This is a genomic window from Beijerinckia sp. 28-YEA-48, from assembly GCF_900104955.1.
In the GTDB taxonomy this organism is placed as follows: Bacteria; Pseudomonadota; Alphaproteobacteria; order Rhizobiales; family Beijerinckiaceae; genus Terripilifer.
In genome coordinates, this window is the sequence record NZ_FNSI01000001.1 from 1390572 (window position 1) to 1414254 (window position 23683).

Sequence of the window (23683 nt, forward strand, 5' to 3'; positions counted from 1 at the left end):
TCCCATGCCCAATGTCAGTTCATGGATTCGCATTCCGCTCACTCTTGCGATCACCCTCGGGGCTGTCATCGCAGGATGGTATTTGTGGCGCACCTATGAGGAAAGCCCGTGGACGCGAGATGGCCGCATACGTGCCAATGTCGTCATGGTGACGCCCGATGTGAACGGGGCGGTGATTGATATTCGCGTCAAGGACAATCAGGAAGTCAAAATTGGCGATGTTCTGTTCGTCGTCGATCCGGCACGCTATCAGCTCGCTCTTTCTGAAGCCGAGGCGGTGCAGGCCGGCGCCAAAAGCCAGCTCGATCAAAAGCAACAGGAGCTTGCAGGGCGGGAGAAGCTGAGTTCAGGCTCCATTTCAGCCGAAGCGCTGAACCAGGCACGCACCGCAGCGCTCGCCGCCCAAGCCGCCTATGATCAGGCGGTCGCTGCCTTTAAGGTTGCCAAACTCAATCTTGCTCGGACGGAGGTACGCGCACCGGTGAATGGCTACATCACCAATTTGCTGATGAGCCGTGGCGACTATGCGACCGCCGGACGCGCCATGCTGGCAATCGTTGACAGCGACTCCTATTACGTCGCCGGCTATTTCGAAGAAACCAAACTGCGCCGCATTCGCGCCGGCGACAAAGTCTCCATTCGCCTCATGGCCTATGAGCCAGCGATGAGTGGTCACGTCGAGAGCGTGGCACGCGCCATCACCGATCGGGACAATGTCTTGGGCAGCGATCTGGTGGCCAACGTCAATCCGACTTTTAGCTGGGTTCGCCTGGCCCAGCGTATTCCGGTTCGCATCGCCATCGACGACATACCGGCCGGCATCACGCTGAGCGCTGGGATGACGGCGACGATCGTGGTGATGGATCGATAGCGATGAGCATGACGATGTATTTGAAAATCACAGATCCGTGAACAGGGGCAATTAGGCGGACCTTTCGCCCGACAGCGTCCGGGCCTTTCTGTCTCGCTCGCACTCCGACCTAACCCCGCTGCGATAAGCACAAGATCAGAGCGCGAGAGCCTGTGTAACAGAGCTAACATCACGCACGAGCAGGCTCCCGAAAACACTTCGGCAAGCAGATATGCATTGGGAACCGCGTTGAACCAACCTCTCTGTCAGCCTTGGTGCAGGGTGATCTCTCGTGACAAGAAAGAGTTTGCAAGGTTCAAGATCAGGTTCAAGTCAGTTTTAAATAATACGATTCTTTGTCCTGCAGCAGGAATGCATCAAAATCTAAAATAATTGCGGGGGGAGCCGAATGATTAATCGAGAGATGGCACGGGGTATTCTCCTCACAACCGTGGCGCTCTATTTCATAGTTCAGGCTTCCCAATATCAACTCGGTAGCTTTCGCAACGCTGGGCCGGGTTTGTTTCCGCTGATCGTGGCTGGTGTTCTGCTCATCATTGGCATTGCGATTATTGCGCGCGCGATGTTTCTTGCACCGGCGCCACTTGATTTTCGCATCAAGAACATTGCGTTGATCGTTGCTAGCTTTGTCAGCTTTGCCCTCGTCTCCAAATTCCTGAACATGTTCGTTGCTATCGGCGTGATGGTTATGATCGCGTCGTTAGCTAGCGATGATTTTTCGATAAAGAAGAGTGCCGTTATTGCACTGGTCCTCTGCGTCATTGCCGTCGGCATGAAGGACCTCCTCGGTGTCCCACTCCCGCTTTATTGAAAGCCACAGACATGGGCATTATTGACAATCTCATATTCGGCTTCAGTCATGCATTGACGCTTCAGAACCTTTTGCTCTGTGGAGCAGGGTGCCTCATTGGGATGGTGGTGGGGCTTTTGCCGGGTCTTGGTCCTCTCGCTGCGATTAGCCTTCTATTGCCATTGACCTTCTCGCTTCCCGCCACGGGGGCGCTGATCATGCTTTCCGGCATCTATTATGGCGCACAGTATGGCGACAGCGTCAGCGCCATCACGATGAAGATCCCGCACGCATCGAGCATCGTTGCCTGTATCGACGGCTATCAAATGACGTTGAAAGGGCAAACGGGAGTCGCGCTCTTTACAGCGGGTGTATCAAGCTTCATCGGCGGCACTGTCGCTATCATCGTGCTGGCGTGTTTTGCTCCGACGTTGAGCAGCCTTGCCTCCTTATTCGGCCCAACCGAATATTGCGCGCTGGTCTTTTTTGGGTTTGTCTGTGTAAGTTTTGTGACGACCGGAAGTGTCCTTGATGGCTTGGCCATGTGTTTCGTCGGCGTTTTGCTTGGGCTGGTCGGCACCGATGTGATGAACGGGACAGAACGTTTTACTTTAGGCTTTATATCTCTGTATGACGGGATCAACCTCGTATGCATCGCCTTAGGCTGTTTCGGCATTGCTGAGATCACTAAGAATCTCGACAACAAAGAAGACCGATCACCATTCAACGGCGCCATCAAGCTTATGCCGACCTGGCCGCAGTTCAAACGTATCATTCCAAGTGCCCTGCGCGGCAGTGTCGTGGGCTCGATCCTCGGTCTCTTGCCCGGCGGCGGACCCGTGATCGCTCAGTTTGCGGCCTACGGTCTCGATAAGAAATTCAGCAAATATCGAGACGAGATAGGTTCCGGTGCAATTGAAGGCGTGGCGGGGCAGGCTGCGGCCGATGAGGCCGCGGCGCGAACCAGCTTCATTCCTCTGATGAGCCTGGGTATCCCAGAGAACGCCGTCATGGCTCTGATGATGGGCGCATTCATTATCAATGGCATACAGCCTGGTCCGGGCATGATCACGAAGCATCCCGAACTCTTCTGGGGCCTGGTTGCGAGCATGTGGATCGGCAACTGCTTCTTGCTGCTGCTCGCAGTGCCCTTGGTTCGCTATTGGCTCTCCCTGTTCAAGATTAAATACAGCTCTCTGTTTCCTGCGATTTTGTTCTTTTGCTGCATTGGCACCTTCAGCATCAACAATAATTTGGACGATATTTATCTAACGGCTTTTTTCGGCGTCCTTGGCTATACGTTCCTGCGTTTTAAATTGGAGCCGGCGCCGCTTGTTCTCGGTTTCATCCTCGGTCCGATGCTTGAAGAAAATTTCCGGCGGGCGATGATCATCAGCAGAGGAAGTGTCGGCGTCTTTGTGACACGGCCGATCAGCGCAGGATTGCTTGGCATCGTCGCGCTCTTTTTCTCGTGGCAAGCGTTTTTATCCCTCCGAACGCAATGGCGCTTGCGAGCGTCACAGCAAATATCCTGAGCTGTCGAAGACCAATCGCAACAGCTGGCGCGGCTGACCGCGCCCGGTTTTGTGAATTCTCGCTGAGGGGAAGGGCGCTGAGCGCATTGATCAGCTCGCCGGCGCAATCACAGCGATAGCCTGGCTTCAGACGCGCCCTAAGGTCCCTCCAGATCCCAGTATGGCCATCATCCAGCGGCCGCCCTGTCAGGGTTGGCGCAAAATGGCAAGATTTGCCGCCAGCTGTCTGCGAAATGGCGAGACGAAACCGCCTCCAGCGGCACGCTCTATCAATACGACATGCTCACGCACGGGCCGATCACGGCGACGATGCGCTGTTGATCTCCGCTGCGCGTCGGGTTCTTGGCAATTTAGAGAGGCATACATGAAGATCACTCGTCGGTCTGCAGCGTTCGGCGGATTGGGCTTGCTCGGCGGCACGGCAATGGCTCGCTCGGCGCTCGCGCAGGGGGCCTTTCACGGCATTGGCGAAGGTCTCGAGGATTTTTGGCTGGCGGTCGACGCTTACATTTTCGGATACCCATTGGTGACGATGGAGATGACCCGGCGGATCATCACCAATGTCGCCGAGCCCGTGGGAACACGGGGACCGATGGGGCATATCATCAGGCTGCGCAGCTATCCTGACGCTTCGTTCAAGGATGTCACGGCGCCGAACGCCGACACGCTCTACACAACCGCCTTTTTCGATGTCGGCAAGGAGCCCTGGGTGCTCAGCATCCCGGACATGCAGGGCCGCTATTCCGTGATGCCGCTGCTCGACGGCTGGACGACCGTGTTCCAGGTTCCGGGCAAACGCACGACCGGCACTGGAGCGCAGACCTATGCGATCACCGGTCCGGGCTGGAAGGATACGCTGCCCGAGGGTGTGAAGGAATATAAATCGCTGACCAGCATCGTGTGGCTCCTCGGCCGAATCTATTGCACCGGTACGCCGGAAGACTACGCTGCCGTTCACAAGCTGCAAGACGAGTGCAGGCTCGTTCCGCTCAGTGCATACGGCAAGCCCTACACGCCGCCGCCAGGTCAGGTCGATCTATCCATCGACATGAAGACGGCCGTGCGCGACCAGGTCAATCGCATAGATGCGGTGTCCTACTTCAAGCTGCTTTGCGAGCTGATGAAGGCAAACCCGCCATCAGCCGCCGATGCGCCTCATATCGCAAAATTCGCGCGTATCGGCATCGTTCCTGGTCAGGACTTTGACGAGAGCAAGTTCAATGCGGATTCCGCCAAGCGCGTTCCTGAGATCGCGTTCGACAGAATTATGCAGCAGTTCAAGATCAACAAGGCGGTCAAGAACGAGAACGGCTGGGCGTTCACGACGAAAACTGGAATCTATGACACCGACTACTTGATGCGGGCTCTCGTGACCGCAATCGGACTCGGCGCCAACCTTCCCCAGGACGCGGTCTATCCGACCTCGACGGCGGATGCGGAGGGAAAAAAATATAACGGGGCGAACAAGTATGTCATGCGGTTCCCCAAAGGTCATTTGCCGCCCGTCCAGGGGTTCTGGTCGTTGACGATGTATGACGACCAGTACTTCTTCGTGGACAATCCGCTCAACCGATATTCGATCAGCCCGCGCCAGAACTTGCAGGCAAATCGAGACGGGTCGACGGATCTCTACATCCAGAAGGATTCTCCCGGTAAGCACAAGGAATCGAATTGGCTTCCCGCACCTCCCGGCGATTTCATCCTGATGCTGCGGATGTATTGGCCGACCGAGACAGACCCGTCGATCATCAACGGGACATGGGCAATTCCAGCAGCCCTGAAGGTCGGCTGAGAGTCCGGCTGACACCTCTTCGGCGAGCTGCGCGAAAGAGGATTTCGCGCGGCTCGCCATGCACAATCTGAGAAAAGGAGAAATGAATATGATCCGTAAGGCCTTCGTTGCGTCGATCCTGATGTCGGCATTGATTCAGTCTGCGAGTGCTCAGACCCCATTGGGCGCCTACGCTGATGACAAGGGCTATATCGATGTTCAGAAACTGACTTGCGCGCAATTGGCCGGAACCTTCCAGGAAGACGCCGATATGCTCACCACCTGGTATAGCGGCTGGTATAACGGTCTCGCCCGCAAGCACCTCCTCAACGTGAAGAGGGCGAAGGAGGCGGAACACGAGATCATCCAGTACTGCAAGGCCCATCAAGACAAGCGGGTCATGGATGCGATCGGCGTCGTGTTCAAAGACATGCGCGCGAACCTCGGGATTAAGATGAAGCCGTAGTCACACGCGGAAGCTTCGCCCTTCACGATCCGGGAAGCAGGTCTGACGACAGTTGTCATCAGGCCTGCTTGGGCGCGGAAATTTTGGCAGGGCTGGAAAACATTCCCAGTTCTGGCGGTCCCTGAGCGAACACGTCGCTATTCCATATGATCATGAATCTCGGCGTAAAACATCAACGCCGAACCAGGACAAAAATAAGGACGACACAGGTAACCAAATCGATGAGCGAAGCCCAACGCATCGCCCATCGTCGCGGCTTGAAGGCGAACGCGCGCATGCGGTCACGAGGCATCAGCAGGTCTTGCCGATCCGCCATCATCGCCTTGCGCACGACCGCGCGTCTCGCATGTCTTGGAAGCATCATGGCCAAGCCCAGTCTGGCCGCGATATTGGCTGCGCAAACGGCGATGATGGCCGGAAGGAAAAGACTTGGCGCGAAGGCTATGCCGATCAAAGCTATCGAAAGGAGTGCCATTCCGATCGCGAGCCGAGGTTGCTGGTAGCCGAGGCAGGCGTTCGTCGGGAAGAGCAGGGGAATGATTGGCCGCATGGCGGCGGGGTTACGCAGGCGATACAGCGCGTAAATCGCCCCGACCACGACAACCGTCCCTAAATAACCCCAGGGGCCGGCGGGCGTACCCAGAAACGATTTGATGCTTGCGTGATACAGTCCGAGCGCAAGAAGCAGAACAATCAATGTCTCGCTGAACCACCACTTGGCAGGGATGCTTCGTGTTATCATCTCGAATCCGAGATAGGAACTTGGATCGAGGAGGACGTGATCTTCCACCGGCAGACTGAGTTTGCCGTGACTGTCCAGATACGCGGACTCGCCTTGCTTGACGCGTTCTCGCATTGCATCGCGCCGGCGAACGAACCGCAACCAAGTATCGTAAGCGACAACCGATTTTACAGGGATGAACTTAAGCAGATATGCCTGCTGGGCTGAAAGAGCAAACTCGTTTTCGAGCCTTGCGACGATCTCGATGATAGAGCGAAAGGCGTCGTCGGCTTCGCCTTCGGGGTTTTCAGGCAGGAGCGGAAACAGCCGCATGGCCAGGCCGGCGCGCAAATGCTGGCGCGCTGTGATCCCGAGGTCGCTGGCGCGTCCCATGAAGGTTCGCCACTGAGCCTCCGTCCATTCCAGTATGATGCCATCCGCCTGCCAGTGCTGCTCTCGCGTCAACTGTTCGAATTGCTGCATGAGAGAGGAGAGGGTGGTTGCCTCGACCTGTGCCGCTGTATCGATAACAGGCGCCGAATGTACGGATATGGTCTCGCGTTGTAAGGCCTCCGCTGTGGTTGCCGGTTTCGCGGCGTTGAAGGCGCTCCACTCGATCGCCACGTCTCGGGCCTCCCGCAGCCGCTGGAAGCCTTGTGGGTCCTCGTCGGGGCGGAATTGCCGCAAGCGCGTCGCATAGGCGCGCCGAATGACGGCTTCGTCCTGTGTCGGGTCAATCTCGAGCACGTTCCAAGGGTAGTCGATCATCGGCCTGCGACCATTTAGAAGACGTTCCGCTCAAAGTCGTCGAGGAGGGCGGCGAACCGCGCGCGCAAGTCCTCAGCATTGCGAAGATGCTGATCGTTGATTTCGCGCTCGAACTGTCCGACCAGTTCAGCGATAAGGGTGCGGCGCTCGCCTAGGCTTTCGGCATAGAGGCGTTCCGCTCTGGCGATCAGAGCATGGTTGGACGCTTGGTCGCGTGGGGCCAGCTTCAAGGCCGCGAGAGTGCGAAAGCGCGCGTTGATCTCGTCGTCGGTGAGATTGCTCTGATTGCGGAAGACGCGACGTTCGACCATTTTGGTTGAGGTTACGGTGACCTCGACTTCGAGCGCGCCATTGACGTCATAGGTGAAGCGCGCCTCCGCAGACTCGTGCCCCGCCGGCGCCCTGGGGATGTCGACCAAGATTTCCCCGATCTGGATGTTCTGTGATGCTCGAAGATGCTCGCCTTGCAAAACTTTGAATTGAAGCTTGGACTGATTGTCCTGGACAGTAAAATAGCGATTTGTACGACTGATCGGGATGACCGCATTGCGTTCAATGATCGGCGACAGGAGGAGATCGTCTCTCATGGACAAGTCGACCGTCGCTACTCCCAGAGTGAAAGGACATACATCGGTCATGACGATGTCGTCGAGGGCCGCGTGCCTGGCCTTGAGACCGGCCTGTATCGCCGCGCCGAGTGCGACGACATGGTCCGGTCGCGGATCGATGAGGGGGAAACGGCCGAAGAGCTTTGCCGTCATGGTGCGCACGAGGGGCATGCGCGTTGCGCCGCCCACGAGCACGATCTGATCGATCTGCGCAGGATCGAGCCTGGCATCAGCAATCGCGCGCTCGATGGGCGCGCGCAGACGAGCGTTCAGTCCCTGTGCTCGCTCTTCAAAAGACGCGCGCGTGAGCGTGCCTTTGCAGGTTTCTTTGTCGTCGAGGTGAATGTCCCAATCAGCCTGCTCTCGTTGCGACAGGGTGTGCTTGACCGCTTCGGCGGTGGCCATCAGGCGCGCCTGATCTGCCGCTTTGACGTCGGAGAACTTGATGCCAGCGGCGGTGGCGATCAATTCCACCAGAACGTCTCTGAAGTCATTGCCGCCGAGCATGGAATCGCCTGCCGAGGCGCGCACCTCCATGATTCCCTCGTATTTGTGGAGCAGCGACACGTCGAACGTGCCGCCACCGAGATCGAGGATGAGGAAATGCCCTTCTTCGGTGCCTTGCAGGCCATGCGTCAATGCGGCCGCGGTCGGCTCGTTGATCAAGCGTTCGACCTTGAGACCAGCCAGCCGCGCGGCGTCGAGGGTCGCTCTGCGCTGCGGATCGCTGAAATACGCTGGAACTGAAACGATCGCCTCTGTAACGTTTTGCCCGAATTGGCTTTCGGCATCGTCACGCAAGGCGCGCAGCATGAGGGCGGAGAGTTCTTCAGCCCGGAATACCTTTCCGGCTAAAGTTGCGCCCATGGTTGAGCCCATCCAGCGCTTGAATGAAGCGACGGATCGGTCCGGATGGGTGATTAAGCGGTCGAGGGCCGGGCGCCCCACGAGTATGGAGCCGTCGTCGGCGATACTGATCGCCGACGGCGTCAACGTTTCCCCAAGCGCATTGGGAATCAATTCAGGGGAACTGCCGTTCCATAGGGCGATTAGGGAGTTGGTCGTCCCGAGATCTATACCGACAATCATTGTGTGCAGACGAGATAAAGGAGGACCTGGCCGCTCTTTGGCCGCTGGTTCAACAGTAGCTAGATACCGTACCCAATGAAATAGGTTTGCCAGAGCGTATGCCACGACAATCGGATAGGCGAATGCGAGCCTCTTCTAAGAGAAGGATTGATTCGCATAATCTATATTATGGAACTTAAAATCTAAGATGAAATGTGCGGAAACGCCTCTAAGCCTTTCACGCACATCCCAAATTGATGTCGCCCGCTAATCAGTCGATCAGACGAGCGCCGGCTGTTTCGCGCTGCTCTTGAAGCGCGGCATGACTTCGCGCGCGAACAAGCGCATCGACTCTTCCGAGATATAGCGCGTCTCGCCCGGCCATTCGCCGAGGAAGCGCACCAGCAGATGATTGATGCCGAGATCGGCCAGTTCCTGCACTTTGGCAGCGACCGTATCGGGCGTGCCGGCGATGATGTTGAGCATGTCGCCACCAGCGGCGAAGGCAGCCGGCGTCGATTCCTCGGGCTTCTTGCGCACGACCGGTCCATGCAGCGGACCGTGCTCGGCGACGTACTTGTCGCGCATGGCGAGATGTTCGGCCCGGGCCAGCTTGGCGCGCGCTTGGGCCTCTTCGTCGGTGTCAGCGACGACGACGGCAAGCCAGTCGCAGGTGCACCAGCGCAGGCATTCGTCGATCACGTGCTGCGGATGGTTGGCCGCCACCAGAGCCTCGCGATAGATGCGGATCTGCTCGGCGAGCGGCGATTCAGCACTGAAGATGCCGAGGAAGGCCGGCAGACCGCGCTGCGCCGCCTTGATGACGGACGAATCCCGGCTGGCCGTGCGGATCACGGTTGGATGGCGCTTGCGGTATGGGCTTGGGGTGACGCGGCGGCGCACCGTGCCCTTATAGACCGGCGTGTCGATGACGAGTTCAGGATCGCCGGTTTGGAAGTCCCACAGGCGCTCCATGATCTCGAGCGTATCCTCGGCGGCGCGGCCGGAGCTGTGATAGTCGGCGTCAAGGCCCATGCCCAGCGGCTCCAGGCCGGCAAAACCGCTGCCCAGGCCATAGAGCGTGCGGCCCTTGGTCAGCTGATCGAGCTGGTTCATGGCCTCGACCAGGCGCACGGGATGATAATACGGGATCGAAAGCACGCCGAAACCGAGATAGCGATCCGGCCCGATCTGCGGCGCGATATAGGACGCGAACTGGATCGGATTGCTATGCCACGGCCCGCGGAAATGATGCTCCGTGAACCAGGGATTGAAGCCGAGTTCCGCCGCCAGCAAGGACTGTTCGACCGCGATGCCGAGCACGCGCTCGTCCGCCGCCGGACCGTCCTCGACGGCGACATACATCGTCAAAACCATTGTCGAGAAATCCATCGCGTTTCGTCCTTATTGGTCTTCAGTGATTAAACGTTGACGCGATGCATATCGGCCAGCGGAGCTGCGGCATCGATAACTGCCAAGTCGTCGTTCGTCAAAAGTCGCTGTCCATCAAAATGACAGCGCAGACTGTCGGATTTTCTTGCGGCAGACGCCGGATTTCGCGCCAGGATTGGCGCGATCATTACACCCGATTTTTGCGCACGGCCCGAGGTCCGACAATCGCCAATTGAGCATCCGAGCGATGCGTGAATGACGTATTTGATTATGAAAGCGCGCCATTCGCGCCCCCCAAACCCGCGTCGTCGGACGGCTTGTTATGGCTCGTGCGGAGACAGGTTATGACTTTGAATATTCTCTCCAATCGCGCCCGCCAATCTCATTGACTCGCTATATTCTAAAATATATAGCGATTTAATATTGGCTGCAAAATAGCCAATATTACCGTCATATCAAGACGGAAGATAATAATTCTTACAATTTTGGAGGAAGCAATGCACGGCATGAAGGACGTGACAGGCAAAATGTTGATCGGCGGAAAGCTCGTCGACAGCCTCGATGGCGGATGGCTTGAATCGATCAACCCGGCCGACGAAACACAGCTGGGCCGTGTGCCCATGGGCAGCAAGCGGGACATGGATGCAGCGGTCGATGCCGCGGCGGAGGCCTTCCCCGCCTGGGCTGCGCTATCGATGGAACAGCGGGCTGGCTATGTTCATAAGCTGGCCGACGCCATCCTCGCCAAGGCGGAAGATTTCGCTCGTATTGAATCACTCGATACTGGCAATACGCTGCCGCCGATGCGTCATGACGTCATCAACGCCGTCGAGCGCATGCGCTTTGCCGCCGGCCTGGCCTATGAGATCAAGGGCGAGACCATCCCCTCCTCGGCTGGCAACATTCATCTGACGCTGCGCGTGCCTTATGGCGTGGTTGGTCGCATCATTCCGTTCAATCATCCCATTGGCTTTGCGGCCTCGCGGATCGCTCCGGCCATCGTCACAGGCAATACGATGGTCATCAAGCCGTCGGAACAGAGCCCGCTGTCGGCGGCGATCTTGGCGGAGCTGTGCGCGGCGATCTTGCCGCCCGGCGTCGTCAATATCGTGACCGGTGGCCGCGAGACCGGCGAAGCACTGGTGCGCAATCCGAAGGTCAAGCGCATCGCCTTTATCGGCTCGGCAGCCTCGGGCATGGCGATCCAGAAAGCCGCGGCCGAGACGGCCGTGAAACATGTGACCCTTGAATTGGGTGGCAAGAATCCGCTCGTCGCTTTCCCGGACGCTGATCTTGACCGGGTCGCGGCAGCGGCGGTCGGTGGCATGAATTTCGGCTGGCAGGGGCAGTCCTGTGGCTCGATGAGCCGCATCCTGCTGCACGAAGACATTTATGACGCCGTGCTGGAAAAGATCCTGGAGCGGGTCAAGACCATCAAGGTTGGGCATCCCCTCGATGACGACACCAATATGGGGCCGATCAACAACCAGGGCCAATACAAGAAGGTTCTGTCCTATATCGAGATCGGCAGGAGCGAAGGCGCCAAGCTGCTGTTGGGTGGTGGGCGTCCGAAGGGCGAGCAGTTCAAGCGCGGTTACTGGGTCGAGCCGACCGTGTTCGGTGATGTGAACATGTCGATGCGGATCGCCAAGGAGGAAATCTTCGGCCCGGTGATGTCGATCTTGAAGTTCAAGACTGAGGCGGAGGCCATCGCCATGGCCAACGCCGTCGATCTGGGGCTGACTGGCGCTGTCTGGACGCAGGATATCAGCCGCGCTCTGCGCGTCGCCCAGGCGATAGAGGCGGGCTACATCTGGGTCAACGGCGTGGGCACGCACTATCGTGGCGTTCCCTACGGCGGTTTCAAGAACTCAGGTGTCGGCCGCGAAGAGGGCTTGAGCGAGATCCTCAGCTATACCGAAGAGAAGGTGATCAATCTCTGCAACGGCGATATCCGCAAAAAGTAGGATCGGCTTCAGTCTTTCTGAATCAAAGAACGTCGTGTCGGCTGGCAGCCGGCACGACGCTTCTATTTGTGTTCATCCTGGCAGCATATCGCGCAAAGCGCCCTCTCCTGCCGGATCAATTGACCTTGATATCGAGTGCTTTAATCACCGGCTTCCAGCGGCTGATTTCGGCGTCAATAACCGCACGGAATTCCTCTGCCGTATTGGCGACCGGCTCCATCTGCAGAGTGGCCAGCTTGTCGCGCGAAGCCGGGGATGTGATCACTTGTGCCGCCAGCGTCTGCATCCGCGCGAGAAAGGCCGGTGGTGTCCCGGCGGGCGCGATCAGGCCCAGCCAGGCGTCGGCCTCCACATCAATGCCGGCCTCTTTGAGCGTCGGCGTATCGGGCAGAAAGCGTGAGCGCTTCGCCGTGGAAATGGCGAGAATCTTGATCTCCCCAGATTCTAGCTGCGGCGTCACGGCGATCGAGGGCAGAAAAGCGATCTGGACGTCGCCGCGCAGCAGCGCCGTCATGGCGGCGGGTGAGCCTTGCAAAGGCAGATGCACCATTTTAGCGCCGGCCTTTTGCGCGATCGCTTCCATGGCCAAGTGCGATAGGGAACCGACGCCGATGGATCCATACGTGTATTTGCCAGGCTCCTTCTTCAACAGCGCAATCAGATCCCTAACAGTGTCGACGCCCATGCTTGCATTGACGGCGAGGACGCTGGGCTGCGTGGCAAGCAGGGTGACGGCTGCGATGTCTTTTGCGGGATCGTATTTGAGCTGGCTGAACAGAATGGTGTTGATCGCGAGGGGGCCGCCGATGCTGACGCCGATCGTGCTGCCGTCGGGATCAGCCTTGGCGACGGCATCCGTACCAATGTTGCCGCTGGCGCCTGGTTTGTTCTCAACGATGAATGTCGCACTGGGCGCGCTCTGTTGCAGACCGTCGGCCAGGATGCGCGCGACGGCGTCAGGCGTTGATCCCGGGGCGAACGGGACCACGATCTTAACGAGTTTGCTTGGCCACTCGGCGGATTTGGGGCCTTGCGCCAGGGCGGGCGCGGCGCATATGGCCGCGACCGATACGAGTGCAGCGATCAATCGCATTTCGAATAACCTCCCTATTCAAAACAATTTCGTTCAGGTGTCTTCAGTTTCCTCGTTTAGGTTTCCTGGCGTCCTAGAAAGGCTCCATCCCGCTGCAAGCGCTCTTGCAAGGCGCTAACGGAAATGTTCGCAGGTGTGGATTGAGCCGCGATCGCCATGTCGGCGGCGGTTCCGGCGGCCTGCCCCATCACAAAGCAGGCTCCGGAGACGCGCGCGGCGGACTGCCCCATGTGGGTCATGGACGCGCAGCGCCCTGCCACCAGTAGATTGTCGACCTGTTGCGGCAATAACATTCTGTAGGGCATTTGATTGTAGCCTCTTGAGCCTTCCGATGCCCATTTGATAACGATATCGCCACTCACATGCGCTTCGATCGGCCAACCGTTGACACCAATCGTGTCATCGAAGCTCACACAGTTGAGTACGTCATCTTCGCTCAACATGTAGGGGCCGACGATGCGGCGGGTCTCGCGAATGCCGATCTGCGGCGCGATATCGACGATGTAGGAGTTTTCAAAGCCTGGGACTGTCTTCAGGAATTGGAATACGTCGGCGATCTGCCGCCGGCCGATCATTTCACCGCGTGACAGGTCATCAGCGTCAGTGCCGTCGATCGCGGTGCCATCATCGCGTGCGAGCTGAGTCATGTTGGCGCGCCATTCGATTCCGCTTCTGTGCGGACGCACGATGGGTGTTTTGCGCGGAAAGCGGCGATTGCTGGTGCGCTCTGCCTCAGCCATCAATTTCGCGAGGCCCGTCCATGAATAATCAACGCGCGCCGGGTCGACGGCATTGATGCGAAACATCGACGAGGGGTAGAGCATATTGCCGTTGCCGTCGCCCAACTCAAAGGGCGCGCCGGCCCAGGCCGCGAGATCGCCATCGCCCGAACAGTCGATAAACATCTGTCCCTTGACGGCCCGCCTGCCCGACTTCGTCTCGAGGAAAATCGCGCCGATGCGTCCCGGCGCTTCCATATGCAGCGCGCTCGCCAAGGCATGAAACAGAATGTCCACTCCAGCGGAGAGCAGGAGTTCGTCAGCGGCGATCTTATAGGCCGATGTGTCGTAGGCTTGCGCCTGAATGCGCCCAAACACGTCGTGCGGCTCGCGCAGGCCGCCTAAATGATCGATGCGATCGAGAAGATCGTCGGCGACGCCATGAACCACCTGCTGGTTTTCGCCATGCACATTGGCATGCAAACCGCAGAAATTGGTCACCCCTGCCGCTGTCCCCATGCCGCCCAGGAAGCCGTAGCGCTCGATCAGCAGGGTCGAACGGCCGCTGCGTCCGGCGGCAACGGCCGCCGCTATGCCCGCGGGGCCGCCGCCCAACACCACGACGTCGTATTCGCCATAGACCGGGATCGATCGAGCCGGTTCCAAAATGGCCGGGTGTGGGGTGCGCGCCATGTGCGATTTCCTCTTGTCTTCGGGCGCCGCGTCTAGGTTTGGAGCTAGTTGAGCGCTTGGAAATCGAGCGGTAACATCGCGCGATTAGGAGTAGAATATGCTTTTTTGGATGATCATTTAATCTAAATCGAGTGAGCTGATGGACATCTATCTGAATTTCAAGGCGTTCCAGGTCGCGGCACGTCGAGGAAGTTTTTCAGCCGCCGCACGCGAGCTTGGCCTGGCGGCCTCGGTCGTCACCAAACGCGTTACGCAGTTGGAACATCACCTGAAGACGGTGCTGTTTGAGCGGTCCACGCGCAGCCTTTCCCTCACCGAGGCCGGTCGTCGCTATCTCGAACGGTCCCGTCTGGCCATTGCTGGTTTCGAGGATTTATTGCGGGATACTGGCAGTTCGTCGGAGGATGTAGAGGATTTTTTGCGGGTCAAATTCCCGACATCGCTGACGATTTTTCAACTGCGGAAAATTGTCAGTCGCTATCGAGCGGACTTCCCGCGCGTCAGACTTGAGATCGTGCTGATGGACCGTCCCGTCGATCCGGTGGCAGAGGGGTTCGATCTCGCGGTTGGCGCTTATTGGACAACGTTCGGTGGTGTCGTCGAGACACATTTGCTTACCGTCGATCGGGTGCTTTGCGCAGCGGCGAGCTATATCGCCGGGAATGCACCGTTGCGCCACCCACGCGAATTGGCGGCCCATGCTTGCTTGAACTATCTGCCAACGGGCAACGCATGGACCTTCAAAACCAAACAGGGCCTGGTAACAGTCGAAGTAACGCCGACCTTGAGTTCGAACGACGCTCAAATCCTTATCGATGCTGCGGTTGCTGGAACCGGAATTGTGTTGCTTTCGGAATATATGGTGCGTGATCTGTTGGCTTCCGGAACGCTTATTCAGTTGTTGCCCGAATTCTCAATCCCGCCATTTCAGATTACAGCAGTCGCGCCTATTCGCCGTGGCGATGCACCGGCCGTGCGTGCGCTGATTGAACGGCTTCGGCAGTCCTTGGCTCTGACGTTTGAACATTCCGATCCGGATATCGAAACTGCTCGCCTTGATTAAATGCGGAGATGTCGTGTCGTCTGGCGACAGTGACGTTTCGATTTCTGTTTACCGAAAACATGATGACTTCAGGTTGAAGCAAGCGCCCTGCCCACCGACGTGATCGTCGCGTGGGCAAATGAAGCGCACCTCCGTTTCGAGTGTGGGCACCAACACACGAGAGAGCGACAACGAAGGCATTTGTGCGATTCAGGAAAATTGAGCGATAATGGTTTCGGAATGCGAGCGCTCGTGCGCATGACATCAGGCGAATATCATTGAGGGGAAAGTCCGTGGGTAAACTCAGCAATCGTGGTCTCGTCTATCTTGGTCCAGGCAAGGTTGAAGTTCAGGACATCGCCGATCCGAAATTCGAAAACCCGGGTGGAAGCAAGATCGAGCATGCTGTCATCCTCAAGGTCGTCTCGACCAATATTTGCGGTTCGGATCAGCACATGGTGCGTGGTCGCACGACAGCTCCCGCTGGATTGGTGTTGGGCCATGAAATCACCGGCGAAGTGATCGAAAAGGGCGCCGACGTCGAGATGCTGAGTATCGGTGATATTGTTTCGGTGCCGTTCAACGTCGCTTGCGGACGGTGCCCCAATTGTCGCACGCTCAACACCGGCGTCTGTGAGACTGTGAACCCGGCGCGGGCCGGCGGCGCTTATGGCTATGTGGACATGGGCGGCTGGATTGGCGGCCAGGCAAAATACGTCATGGTCCCCTATGCCGATTTCAACCTTCTGAAATTCCCCAATCGTGATCGCGCGATGGAGAAGATCCGCGATCTCACCATGCTGTCGGATATTCTACCAACCGGTTTTCACGGTGCGATCAAGGCGGGTGTTGGCGTCGGCTCGGTTGTCTATGTTGCGGGTGCGGGGCCGGTCGGCATGGCAGCCGCGGCATCAGCGCAGATCCTTGGCGCCGCCGTCGTCATGATTGGCGACTTCAATAAAGAGCGGCTTGCTCATGCCGCAAAATTTGGCTTTGTCCCGATTGATCTTGGCAAGCATGATCGCCTCGGCGAGATGATTGCCGAGGTGACGGGATCCCCAGAAGTCGACGCGGCGATCGATGCCGTCGGGTTCGAAGCGCGCGGGCATTCGGGTGGCGAGCAGCCAGCGATTGTTCTCAATCAGATGATGGAGATTACCCGCGCGGCGGGTCAGATCGGTGTTCCGGGATTGTATGTCACGGACGATCCGGGTGGCGTCGACGATGCAGCCAAGAAGGGCAGCCTTAGCCTTCGTTTAGGACTGGGATGGGCAAAAGCGCAAAGCTTCCATACCGGCCAAACGCCGGTCTTGCGCTACAATCGCCAGCTCATGATGGCGATCCTGCATGACAAGTTGCCCATCGCGAAGATCGTCAACGCGCAGGTCATTTCCTTGGAAGATGCGCCGAAAGGCTATGAGAGCTTCGATCAAGGCGCGGCAACCAAATACGTGCTGGACCCGCACGGAATGATTTCATAAGCCGATCCCTACAATGAGAGTGCACGGACCAGCGTCGATGCTGGTCTGTGCCGATCATGGATGCGTCCGACAATTTCGGGATTTCCGGTCTCGTTCGTCTCGATCTTGGGGTCGCCTCCTACGCTGCGGCAGCGCGCTCCAGCCGTTCGATGAGGCTGTGAAATAATTGTATGTTTTGTCATATTTATTATGTAGATAGAGCGGGTATTTTATATAGAACCTTAGGTTTTGGCCCGGGTTTGCATTCGGAGCCTGGCGGCCCAATCCGCCGTCAGACCGTCGGATGCCGCCGCTAGAATGAGCTTTGCTTTTTTACCAAAGCTCATCCGCTTACATTCCCAGGCGGTTTCGAATACACGCTTGGCAGGATTCACGGGCAGATCCGCCAATTAACTCGGCCAATCAACTTGGCAATCAAACACGGGATGAAACAGTGACCCAAACCCTCACCAAACCGACTGCCGCCGCCAGCGCGCCGGCCACCGCCGAGATGACCGCCGAGGCGTTCCTGTCGCGCCTCGCCGAGCGTGGCATCGACTATGTGTTCGCCAATGCCGGCACCGATTTCGCGCCGATCATCGAGGCGCTGGCCCGCAAGAACAAGAAATTCCCGCGCTTCGTCACCGTGCCGCACGAGAACGTCGCCATGGCCATGGCCAATGGCTACTACCGGCTGGCCGGCAAGCCCGCCGCCGTGATGGTCCATGTCACCGTCGGCACCGCCAACACGATCTGCGGCCTGATGAACATGGCGCGCGACAACGTTCCGGTGCTGTTGTGCGCCGGCCGCACGCCGGTTACCGAAACCGGCCACGATGCCTCGCGCAATGGCGTGATCCATTGGGGCCAGGAATCCTTCGACCAGGGCGGCATGGTTCGCGAATTCGTCAAATGGGAATATGAGCTGCGCAGTGGCCAGCCGGTCGGTGCCTTGGTCGATCGCGCCCTCGACATCGCCATGACCGAGCCGCGCGGCCCGGTTTATATGTGCCTGCCGCGTGAAGTCCTCGCCGACGATGCCGTGCCGATGCGCCGCGACAATGTTCGGCCGCTGGGCGCCCTGGCCGCGACGCCGGCGCAAGAAGCCATCGATCAGGCGGCGCAGATTCTCTCCAAGGCGAAGAGCCCGATGGTCATCACCTCGGCCTTCGCGCGCACGCCGGAAGCCCTGGCGGCCCTGAGCGAGTTCGCCGACAAGTTGGCGATTTCGGTGGCACAGCCCTCGCCGATCGATCTCAACCTGCAGACCAACCACCCGATGTTCGCCGGTTTCGATCTGCCGGCTTCATTCGCCAAAGCCGATACGATTATCGTCATCGACTCCGGCGTGCCGTGGATCCCCAAGAACGTGCGGCCGGCCGACCACGCCAAGGTCATTCACATGTCGGTTGATCCGCTGGTCAGCCGCCACCCGTTCCGCGAATTCGAAACCGACCTCCTGGTTGCTGGCGATCCGACGGCGGGCCTGCGCATGCTGCTGCAGGCGGTCGAAAAGATCGGCTATGACAAGGCTGCCGCCGAAGCACGCCGCACGGCGGCTGTTGCCGCGCGGGCGGAGGCCGTGGCCAAGCGGGAAGCCTTCGCTCTGTCGATGAAGGACCACACGCCGATCCATCCGGCTTGGTTGGCCCATTGTATCAACAAGACCAAGGCCAAGGACGCGATCGTCATGAACGAGCTGGGCACCTCCCCTGCTCGGCTCGACTTTGAAGCGCCGCAGACCTTCTTCAGCGTCGGCCTCGCGGGTGGTCTGGGCTCGGGCATCGGCTCGGCGCTTGGCATCAAGCTGGCGGCGCCGGAACGGGAAGTCATCGCCTGCGTCGGCGACGGCTCCTATATGTTCGGCAATCCGCTGCCGACCCATTTCGTCGGTCGTTCCGAGAAGCTGGCGACCCTGACGATCGTCGCCAACAACCACCAGTGGCTGGCGGTGCGCATGTCGACCCTGGCGGTCTATCCGGATGGCGCGGCCGCCAAGGCCAATGTCATGCCGGTGCAGGACCTCAATCCGTCGCCGGATTTCGAAAAGGTGGTCGAATCCTGTGGCGGCTATGGCGAGAGCGTCAAGGACCCGAGCAAGCTGGAAGACGCGCTGCGCCGGGCCCTGGAAAAGGTACGCGCGGGCATTCCGGTGGTTCTGAACGTCCATACCCAGCCGGGCACGCGCTGACCCCTGGAAATCGGCTCGTGCGGGCGGTGGCCCGCGCGAGTCGCTGATGGTCTGAAATTCAACGCTTTTCGACGGGCGCTGCCAGACATGGCAGCGCCCGAAGCTTGTAACTGCGCCTTGCAACCGCGCCTTGCTCGTGCTTCCTGCCGGGAGTTGGAGCAAATCGCGTTTCTGTGGAAACGCGGTTTGCCCAGAATCTTTGTTTTGACGCGTCTTTGTAGCGTTTGATGAGTCCATCAAACTGCAAAACGCTGTGACTAGGACCGGATAGCGACGTCGTTTTGGCCATGAGCGGCACTTCATCGAGCACCAATTCTCTGCGCGTCTATCAGGAATTGGCGCAGCAAATTCTCAGCGGCGTCCTGACGCCGGGCCACAAGCTTGAAGAAAAAGTTTTGGCCGAACAGTTCGGTGTGTCCCGCACGCCGGTTCGCGAGGCGTTGCGCGAATTGGGCGCGCGCGGGCTCGTCGACTTTACGCCGCGCCGTGGCGGGGTCGTGGCCGAGATCAGCATTTCCCAACTGGCCGACATGCTGGAAGCCGAGTGCGAGATCGAAGGGCTTTGCGCCAAGCTGGCGACGCAGCGCATGACCGCGCTCGACAAAGGAAATCTCCTGGAAATTCACCGCCTGGCGATGCAGCTTGGGGGCACCCGATCGGAAGCAACCTATCGCCGGCTCAATAACGAGTTCCATGATCTGATCTGCGCTGGCGCGCGCAACAAGACCATTGCAACGAGCGCGCGCGAATTGCGCGAACGTCTGGCTGCTTTCCGACAAACGCAATCGAGCAGTCTGAAGGAGCGCATGGAGCGCTCCAACGAGGATCACGAAGCGATCGTCCGAGCCATCCTCGCCGGGCAACCGGAAGCCGCCTATGAGGCGATGCGCAAACACAATGCACGCTTGAGTTCCGATGTGTTGCGCCAGCTCTCGCGCAATGCAGCGCCGACTTCAACGAAATAGACGGCTCGATAGATCGTGTGATCGCGATCGGATCGTTCACATCAGCTGCAAAAATTTGCGTGAGAAAACAGTCACTTTCATGGCTGAAGCGTTCGACCGCCCTCTTGACAACATCAGGCCTGGGCCAGACGCTAAGGGTCTGCGTCGGAGCGTTTGCGAGTTCGACGAACGCGTGTCGTCAAATGCGTTGACGTTTGTATGGACGCTTGAATGCCGAGCCCCGTCCGAGGCTGAGGGAGCCGCGGGGCTTCGCCAATAAGAACAAAATCACGGAGATAGTTTTAGCGGAGGAAGCGATGATCCTGTCAAAGTTGAAATGGATGAATCTGTTGCCCGTCGCGACGTGTTTGCTTTTGTCGGGCGTCGTTCATGCCAAGGAGCAGGCCATCGGCGATCCGCCTGAAGCCAAGAATATGCAGTTGGTCGGCTGGAACGACTTGCAGCAGCGCTCCGCCTATCAACCGACGGTCTATCACCAGGGCAATCGCTGGATCGCCTATATCGGCCATCACGGCGGCACGGAAGCGGCGCCGCGCCCGATCAATCCGCTGACCGGCCAGGCCGAGTACAATGGTACGTCCATTATCGACGTCACTGACCCAAGCAAGCCGGTCTATCTCCATCATATCCCCGGCCAGGAGGGGCTTGGCGAAAGCGGGGCGGCGCAGATGACGCGCGTGTGCAGCGGCGCTCAGCTGCCCAAGGGCGATAAGAACGCGATCTATCTGCTGCGCACGTTCGGCAATATCGCCCACGAAGTCTGGAACGTGACCGATCCGGCCGCGCCGAAGCTGGTCAGCCGGATCGAAGGGCTGAAAGACACCCATAAGAGCTGGTGGGAGTGCGACACTGGCATCGCCTTTCTGGTTTCGGGCGCGTCGGACTGGCGCACGCGGCGCATGACGCAGGTTTATGACCTCAGCGATCCGGCACGTCCGGTGAAAATCCGCGACTTCGGTCTGCCGGGCCAGCAACCAGGTTCGTCCGGCTCCGTGCCGACGGAACTGCACGGGCCGATCTCAGCGGGGCCTGAGTCCAACCGCGTCTATTTCGGCTATGGCACCAACAAGGGTGGCATCATCCAGATCGTCGATCGCAAGAAACTGCTGGAGGGCCCAAGCGAACCGACGCCGGAAAATCTCAAGGCACCCGAGGTTAGCCAGCTCGCGCTGTCGCCGTTGATCGGCGCCCACACAGTTTTGCCGCTGTTGAAGATGCCTATCCCTGAATTCAAGAACGATAAGGATGGCAATACGCGCGACATGGTGATGATCGTCGACGAGAGCCTCGTCAACGAATGCGCCGAGGCGCGGCAGATGGTCTGGTTCGCCGATATCACGGTCGAAACCCGTCCCATGGTCGTCTCTAATTTCACCGTCGATGAAGGATCCGGCGACTTCTGCCAGCGCGGCGGCCGCTTCGGCTCGCATTCCTCCAACGAGGCCGCCTTCGCCATCTTCAATAAGAAAGTGGTGTTCGTGACCTTCTTCAATGCCGGTGTGCGGGCGATCGATATCCGCGATCCGTTCCGTCCGAAGGAGATCGGCTACTTCATTCCAGCGATCACATCGGCGACAACGCAACGCTGCGTGAAGATCAACGGTGCCGATCGCTGTAAAACCGCGATCCAGAGCAACAATGTGGAGATCGACGATCGCGGTTACATCTATGTGGTGGATCGCGCCAATACGGGCGTCCACATTCTCAAACTCAGCGATGAAACGCTGAAGTCCATCGGACAGTAGTCGTGCGGTGGGCGAAGCACATCGGCGTGATCTTCCTCGTCCTGTTGCTTCCGGCTGCGTCCATGTCTGATCACAGGCCAGTCGATCCACCCAAGTGGGTTGCGATCGACTGGCCTTATCCCCGCGACGGATGGCCAGCGGGCCGCGCGTTCAGGTGTTCCGCTGCGTCCTGTGGCACGGATGCTATTCTTACCGTCCGGGTCAAACTCGGCATGTGCAATTGCGAGAGTGGCGTGCGCGATGATGTCGAGGTCGACGGGCTGTCGGACGTGGATATGATCAGCGCCACTTTCGATCCCAGTGGACAGGGTGTTCCCTTCCAGTCTGGCCCACTGAAGGGACGGATGCGCGAATATCAGACGGTGGTCGATGGAGCCAAGAAACGCCTCGTCGGTCTGGTTCTGAGCCGAGGCTGCGACGTGATCGCGGCCAGTCTTGTGACGCCGGCGCAAAGCGCGCGGAATTGGGATGGCGATTTTGCCCGCCTGACGCAGAAAACTCCTTAGTTTCTGGCTCTTTCCCGAACCTCTCTCGTTATCGTCTGGCAGGCTTGCTTTTCGAGCAAATAACGGCTCGGAGCGCGCTATTTTTCCCATGAGAGTTGACCGTTGCAACAGTGCCGGGCCAAACAAGGGATAGAGAACAATATGGGAAGGAAATGACATGCGGATCGCCAAGGCCACCGTCAGCTTGCATCATCTGCCGATGATTTTGCCGCTCGTCGAGAAGCCGGCGGGCGATGGCCTGCGGGTGATCTGCGAGATCGAGACCACCGATGGTCATCGTGGCTTTGGCATGAGCGGGCGCTGGATGGCCCATGGCGTCGCCGCGGCGCTCAAGAACGACCTGCTGCCGGTCATCAAGGATATGGACATCCGCGATATCGAGGCGATCCATGGCCGGCTGTGGCCGGAGATCACGCCGCGCGGCATTCGCGCCGGCGCTGGCATGACCGCCCTCTCCTGCCTCGACATGGCCATCTGGGACGCGGTGGGCCGGGCCAGTGGCCGTACCGTGGCGCAGATGTTCGGCGGGGCGCGCAAGAAAGTGCCGGTCTATGTCACCTTCGGCTTCGGCGTTTATAGCGAGGACCAGCTGGTTCAGCTGGCACGTGAACTCGCCGATCAGGGTTTTAGCTGCCTGAAGGTTCTCGTCGGTGTCGCCAAAGGCGGCGTTGCCGAGGATGCACGGCGGGTGAAGATCGTCCGCGATGCGGTGGGCGATCGTGTTTCCATCGCGCTCGACGCCAACGAAAGCCTGTCCTTCGATCAGGCGGTGCGCCTGTGCAAAATGCTCGACGACACCGATATCGCGTTCTTCGAGGATCCGATCCGCGGCAACGACGCGCGCCAGCTCGCCGATCTGCGCCGCATGGGCCGCATTCCCGTGGCCATCGGCCAGTTCGACGGCTATGCTAGCCGCTTCCGCGAGTGGATCGAGGCGGGTGCGATCGACATTGTCATGGCCAACAGCATGTATAACGGCGGCTTCACCGAGACGCGCCGCGTCGCCGCCCTATCGCAGATTTATAATCTGCCTTTGTCGGATGCAGGCGGCGGTGGCTTGTTCTCGCTGCACCATGTCGCGGGCTTTCGCAACGGCACGATGCTGGAAATGCATCTCGGCAATGCGCGACTGGAGCGCGCGCTGTTCACCAACGCGCCGGAGCCGGAAAACGGCTTCCTGGCGGTGCCGACCGATCCGGGCATCGGCCTCAATCTCAATCGGGACTTGATGCGCGACAGCCTGATCAAGGAGGTCTAACCGGCGCCGCATTTGCGCGGGATGTAGCTCCTCCCGAAACTCAGGAGAAGATTC

General features: G+C 58.9%; 19 protein-coding genes. 13 read left to right on the forward strand and 6 right to left on the reverse strand.

Translation table 11 applies throughout. From position 1 onward, the window contains the following. Positions 1-4: 4 nt before the first annotated feature. From BLW50_RS06505 to BLW50_RS06525, 5 genes are all read left to right on the forward strand, one after another. On the forward strand, positions 5-871 hold the full coding sequence (locus BLW50_RS06505) for an efflux RND transporter periplasmic adaptor subunit (protein ID WP_090699181.1): 867 nt from the start codon (positions 5-7) through the stop codon (positions 869-871). Positions 872-1259: 388 nt separating this feature from the next. Further along, positions 1260-1682: a tripartite tricarboxylate transporter TctB family protein gene (locus tag BLW50_RS06510; RefSeq protein WP_090699183.1), complete on the forward strand. Its 423-nt coding sequence runs from the start codon at positions 1260-1262 to the stop codon at positions 1680-1682. A gap of 11 nt (positions 1683-1693) precedes the next feature. Further along, the gene (locus BLW50_RS06515) at positions 1694-3196 is read left to right on the forward strand and encodes a tripartite tricarboxylate transporter permease (RefSeq protein ID WP_090699186.1); all 1503 of its coding nucleotides are present in this window, start codon (positions 1694-1696) and stop codon (positions 3194-3196) included. A 364-nt stretch (positions 3197-3560) separates the two neighbouring features. Beyond that, on the forward strand, positions 3561-4988 hold the full coding sequence (locus BLW50_RS06520) for a DUF1254 domain-containing protein (RefSeq protein WP_090699188.1): 1428 nt from the start codon (positions 3561-3563) through the stop codon (positions 4986-4988). Positions 4989-5076: 88 nt separating this feature from the next. Next, a complete protein-coding gene (locus tag BLW50_RS06525; protein ID WP_090708794.1) occupies positions 5077-5433 on the forward strand; it encodes an HdeA/HdeB family chaperone in 357 nt (118 codons plus the stop codon). A 172-nt stretch (positions 5434-5605) separates the two neighbouring features. Here BLW50_RS06525 and BLW50_RS06530 read toward each other — a convergent pair whose 3' ends face one another. The 3 genes from BLW50_RS06530 to BLW50_RS06540 form a co-directional block, all read right to left on the reverse strand. Continuing rightward, a complete protein-coding gene (locus BLW50_RS06530) occupies positions 5606-6922 on the reverse strand; it encodes a hypothetical protein (RefSeq protein ID WP_090699191.1) in 1317 nt (438 codons plus the stop codon). A gap of 14 nt (positions 6923-6936) precedes the next feature. Continuing rightward, complete coding sequence (locus BLW50_RS06535) at positions 6937-8619, reverse strand: Hsp70 family protein (RefSeq protein WP_090699193.1); 1683 nt, start codon at positions 8617-8619, stop codon at positions 6937-6939. Positions 8620-8877: 258 nt separating this feature from the next. After that, positions 8878-9990 (reverse strand): LLM class flavin-dependent oxidoreductase, encoded by a 1113-nt coding sequence (locus tag BLW50_RS06540; protein WP_090699196.1) that lies wholly within the window; start codon positions 9988-9990, stop codon positions 8878-8880. A gap of 497 nt (positions 9991-10487) precedes the next feature. On the opposite strand from BLW50_RS06540, the gene BLW50_RS06545 reads away from it, so the two are divergent. Continuing rightward, on the forward strand, positions 10488-11957 hold the full coding sequence (locus BLW50_RS06545; protein WP_210186047.1) for an aldehyde dehydrogenase family protein: 1470 nt from the start codon (positions 10488-10490) through the stop codon (positions 11955-11957). A gap of 115 nt (positions 11958-12072) precedes the next feature. Here the strand turns inward: BLW50_RS06545 and BLW50_RS06550 are convergent, their stop codons facing one another. Continuing rightward, positions 12073-13050 (reverse strand): Bug family tripartite tricarboxylate transporter substrate binding protein, encoded by a 978-nt coding sequence (locus BLW50_RS06550; RefSeq protein ID WP_090699199.1) that lies wholly within the window; start codon positions 13048-13050, stop codon positions 12073-12075. A gap of 56 nt (positions 13051-13106) precedes the next feature. Continuing rightward, on the reverse strand, positions 13107-14462 hold the full coding sequence (locus tag BLW50_RS06555; protein ID WP_090699202.1) for an FAD-dependent oxidoreductase: 1356 nt from the start codon (positions 14460-14462) through the stop codon (positions 13107-13109). A gap of 139 nt (positions 14463-14601) precedes the next feature. Here BLW50_RS06555 and BLW50_RS06560 point away from each other — a divergent pair, with 139 nt between their 5' ends. Then, positions 14602-15525 (forward strand): LysR family transcriptional regulator, encoded by a 924-nt coding sequence (locus BLW50_RS06560; protein WP_090699206.1) that lies wholly within the window; start codon positions 14602-14604, stop codon positions 15523-15525. A 254-nt stretch (positions 15526-15779) separates the two neighbouring features. Here BLW50_RS06560 and BLW50_RS31225 read toward each other — a convergent pair whose 3' ends face one another. Beyond that, positions 15780-15908, reverse strand: a complete 129-nt coding sequence (locus tag BLW50_RS31225) for a hypothetical protein (RefSeq protein ID WP_280141541.1) — start codon at positions 15906-15908, stop codon at positions 15780-15782. Here BLW50_RS31225 and fdhA point away from each other — a divergent pair. From fdhA to BLW50_RS06590, 6 genes are all read left to right on the forward strand, one after another. Continuing rightward, positions 15861-16985: a formaldehyde dehydrogenase, glutathione-independent gene (fdhA, locus tag BLW50_RS06565; protein WP_244544445.1), complete on the forward strand. Its 1125-nt coding sequence runs from the start codon at positions 15861-15863 to the stop codon at positions 16983-16985. The genes BLW50_RS31225 and fdhA overlap by 48 nt on opposite strands. 433 nt (positions 16986-17418) lie before the next feature. Beyond that, complete coding sequence (locus BLW50_RS06570) at positions 17419-19155, forward strand: thiamine pyrophosphate-requiring protein (protein WP_090699213.1); 1737 nt, start codon at positions 17419-17421, stop codon at positions 19153-19155. 287 nt (positions 19156-19442) lie between these two features. Then, complete coding sequence (locus BLW50_RS06575; RefSeq protein ID WP_090699215.1) at positions 19443-20120, forward strand: GntR family transcriptional regulator; 678 nt, start codon at positions 19443-19445, stop codon at positions 20118-20120. A 320-nt stretch (positions 20121-20440) separates the two neighbouring features. Further along, positions 20441-21865, forward strand: coding sequence for an LVIVD repeat-containing protein (locus BLW50_RS06580; RefSeq protein ID WP_090708798.1), 1425 nt, complete (start codon positions 20441-20443; stop codon positions 21863-21865). Positions 21866-22098: 233 nt separating this feature from the next. Further along, entirely contained in the window at positions 22099-22371 is a 273-nt protein-coding gene (locus tag BLW50_RS30255) for a hypothetical protein (protein ID WP_139267499.1), read from the forward strand. A gap of 157 nt (positions 22372-22528) precedes the next feature. Further along, positions 22529-23629, forward strand: a complete 1101-nt coding sequence (locus BLW50_RS06590) for a mandelate racemase/muconate lactonizing enzyme family protein (RefSeq protein WP_090699223.1) — start codon at positions 22529-22531, stop codon at positions 23627-23629. Positions 23630-23683 lie beyond the last annotated feature (54 nt).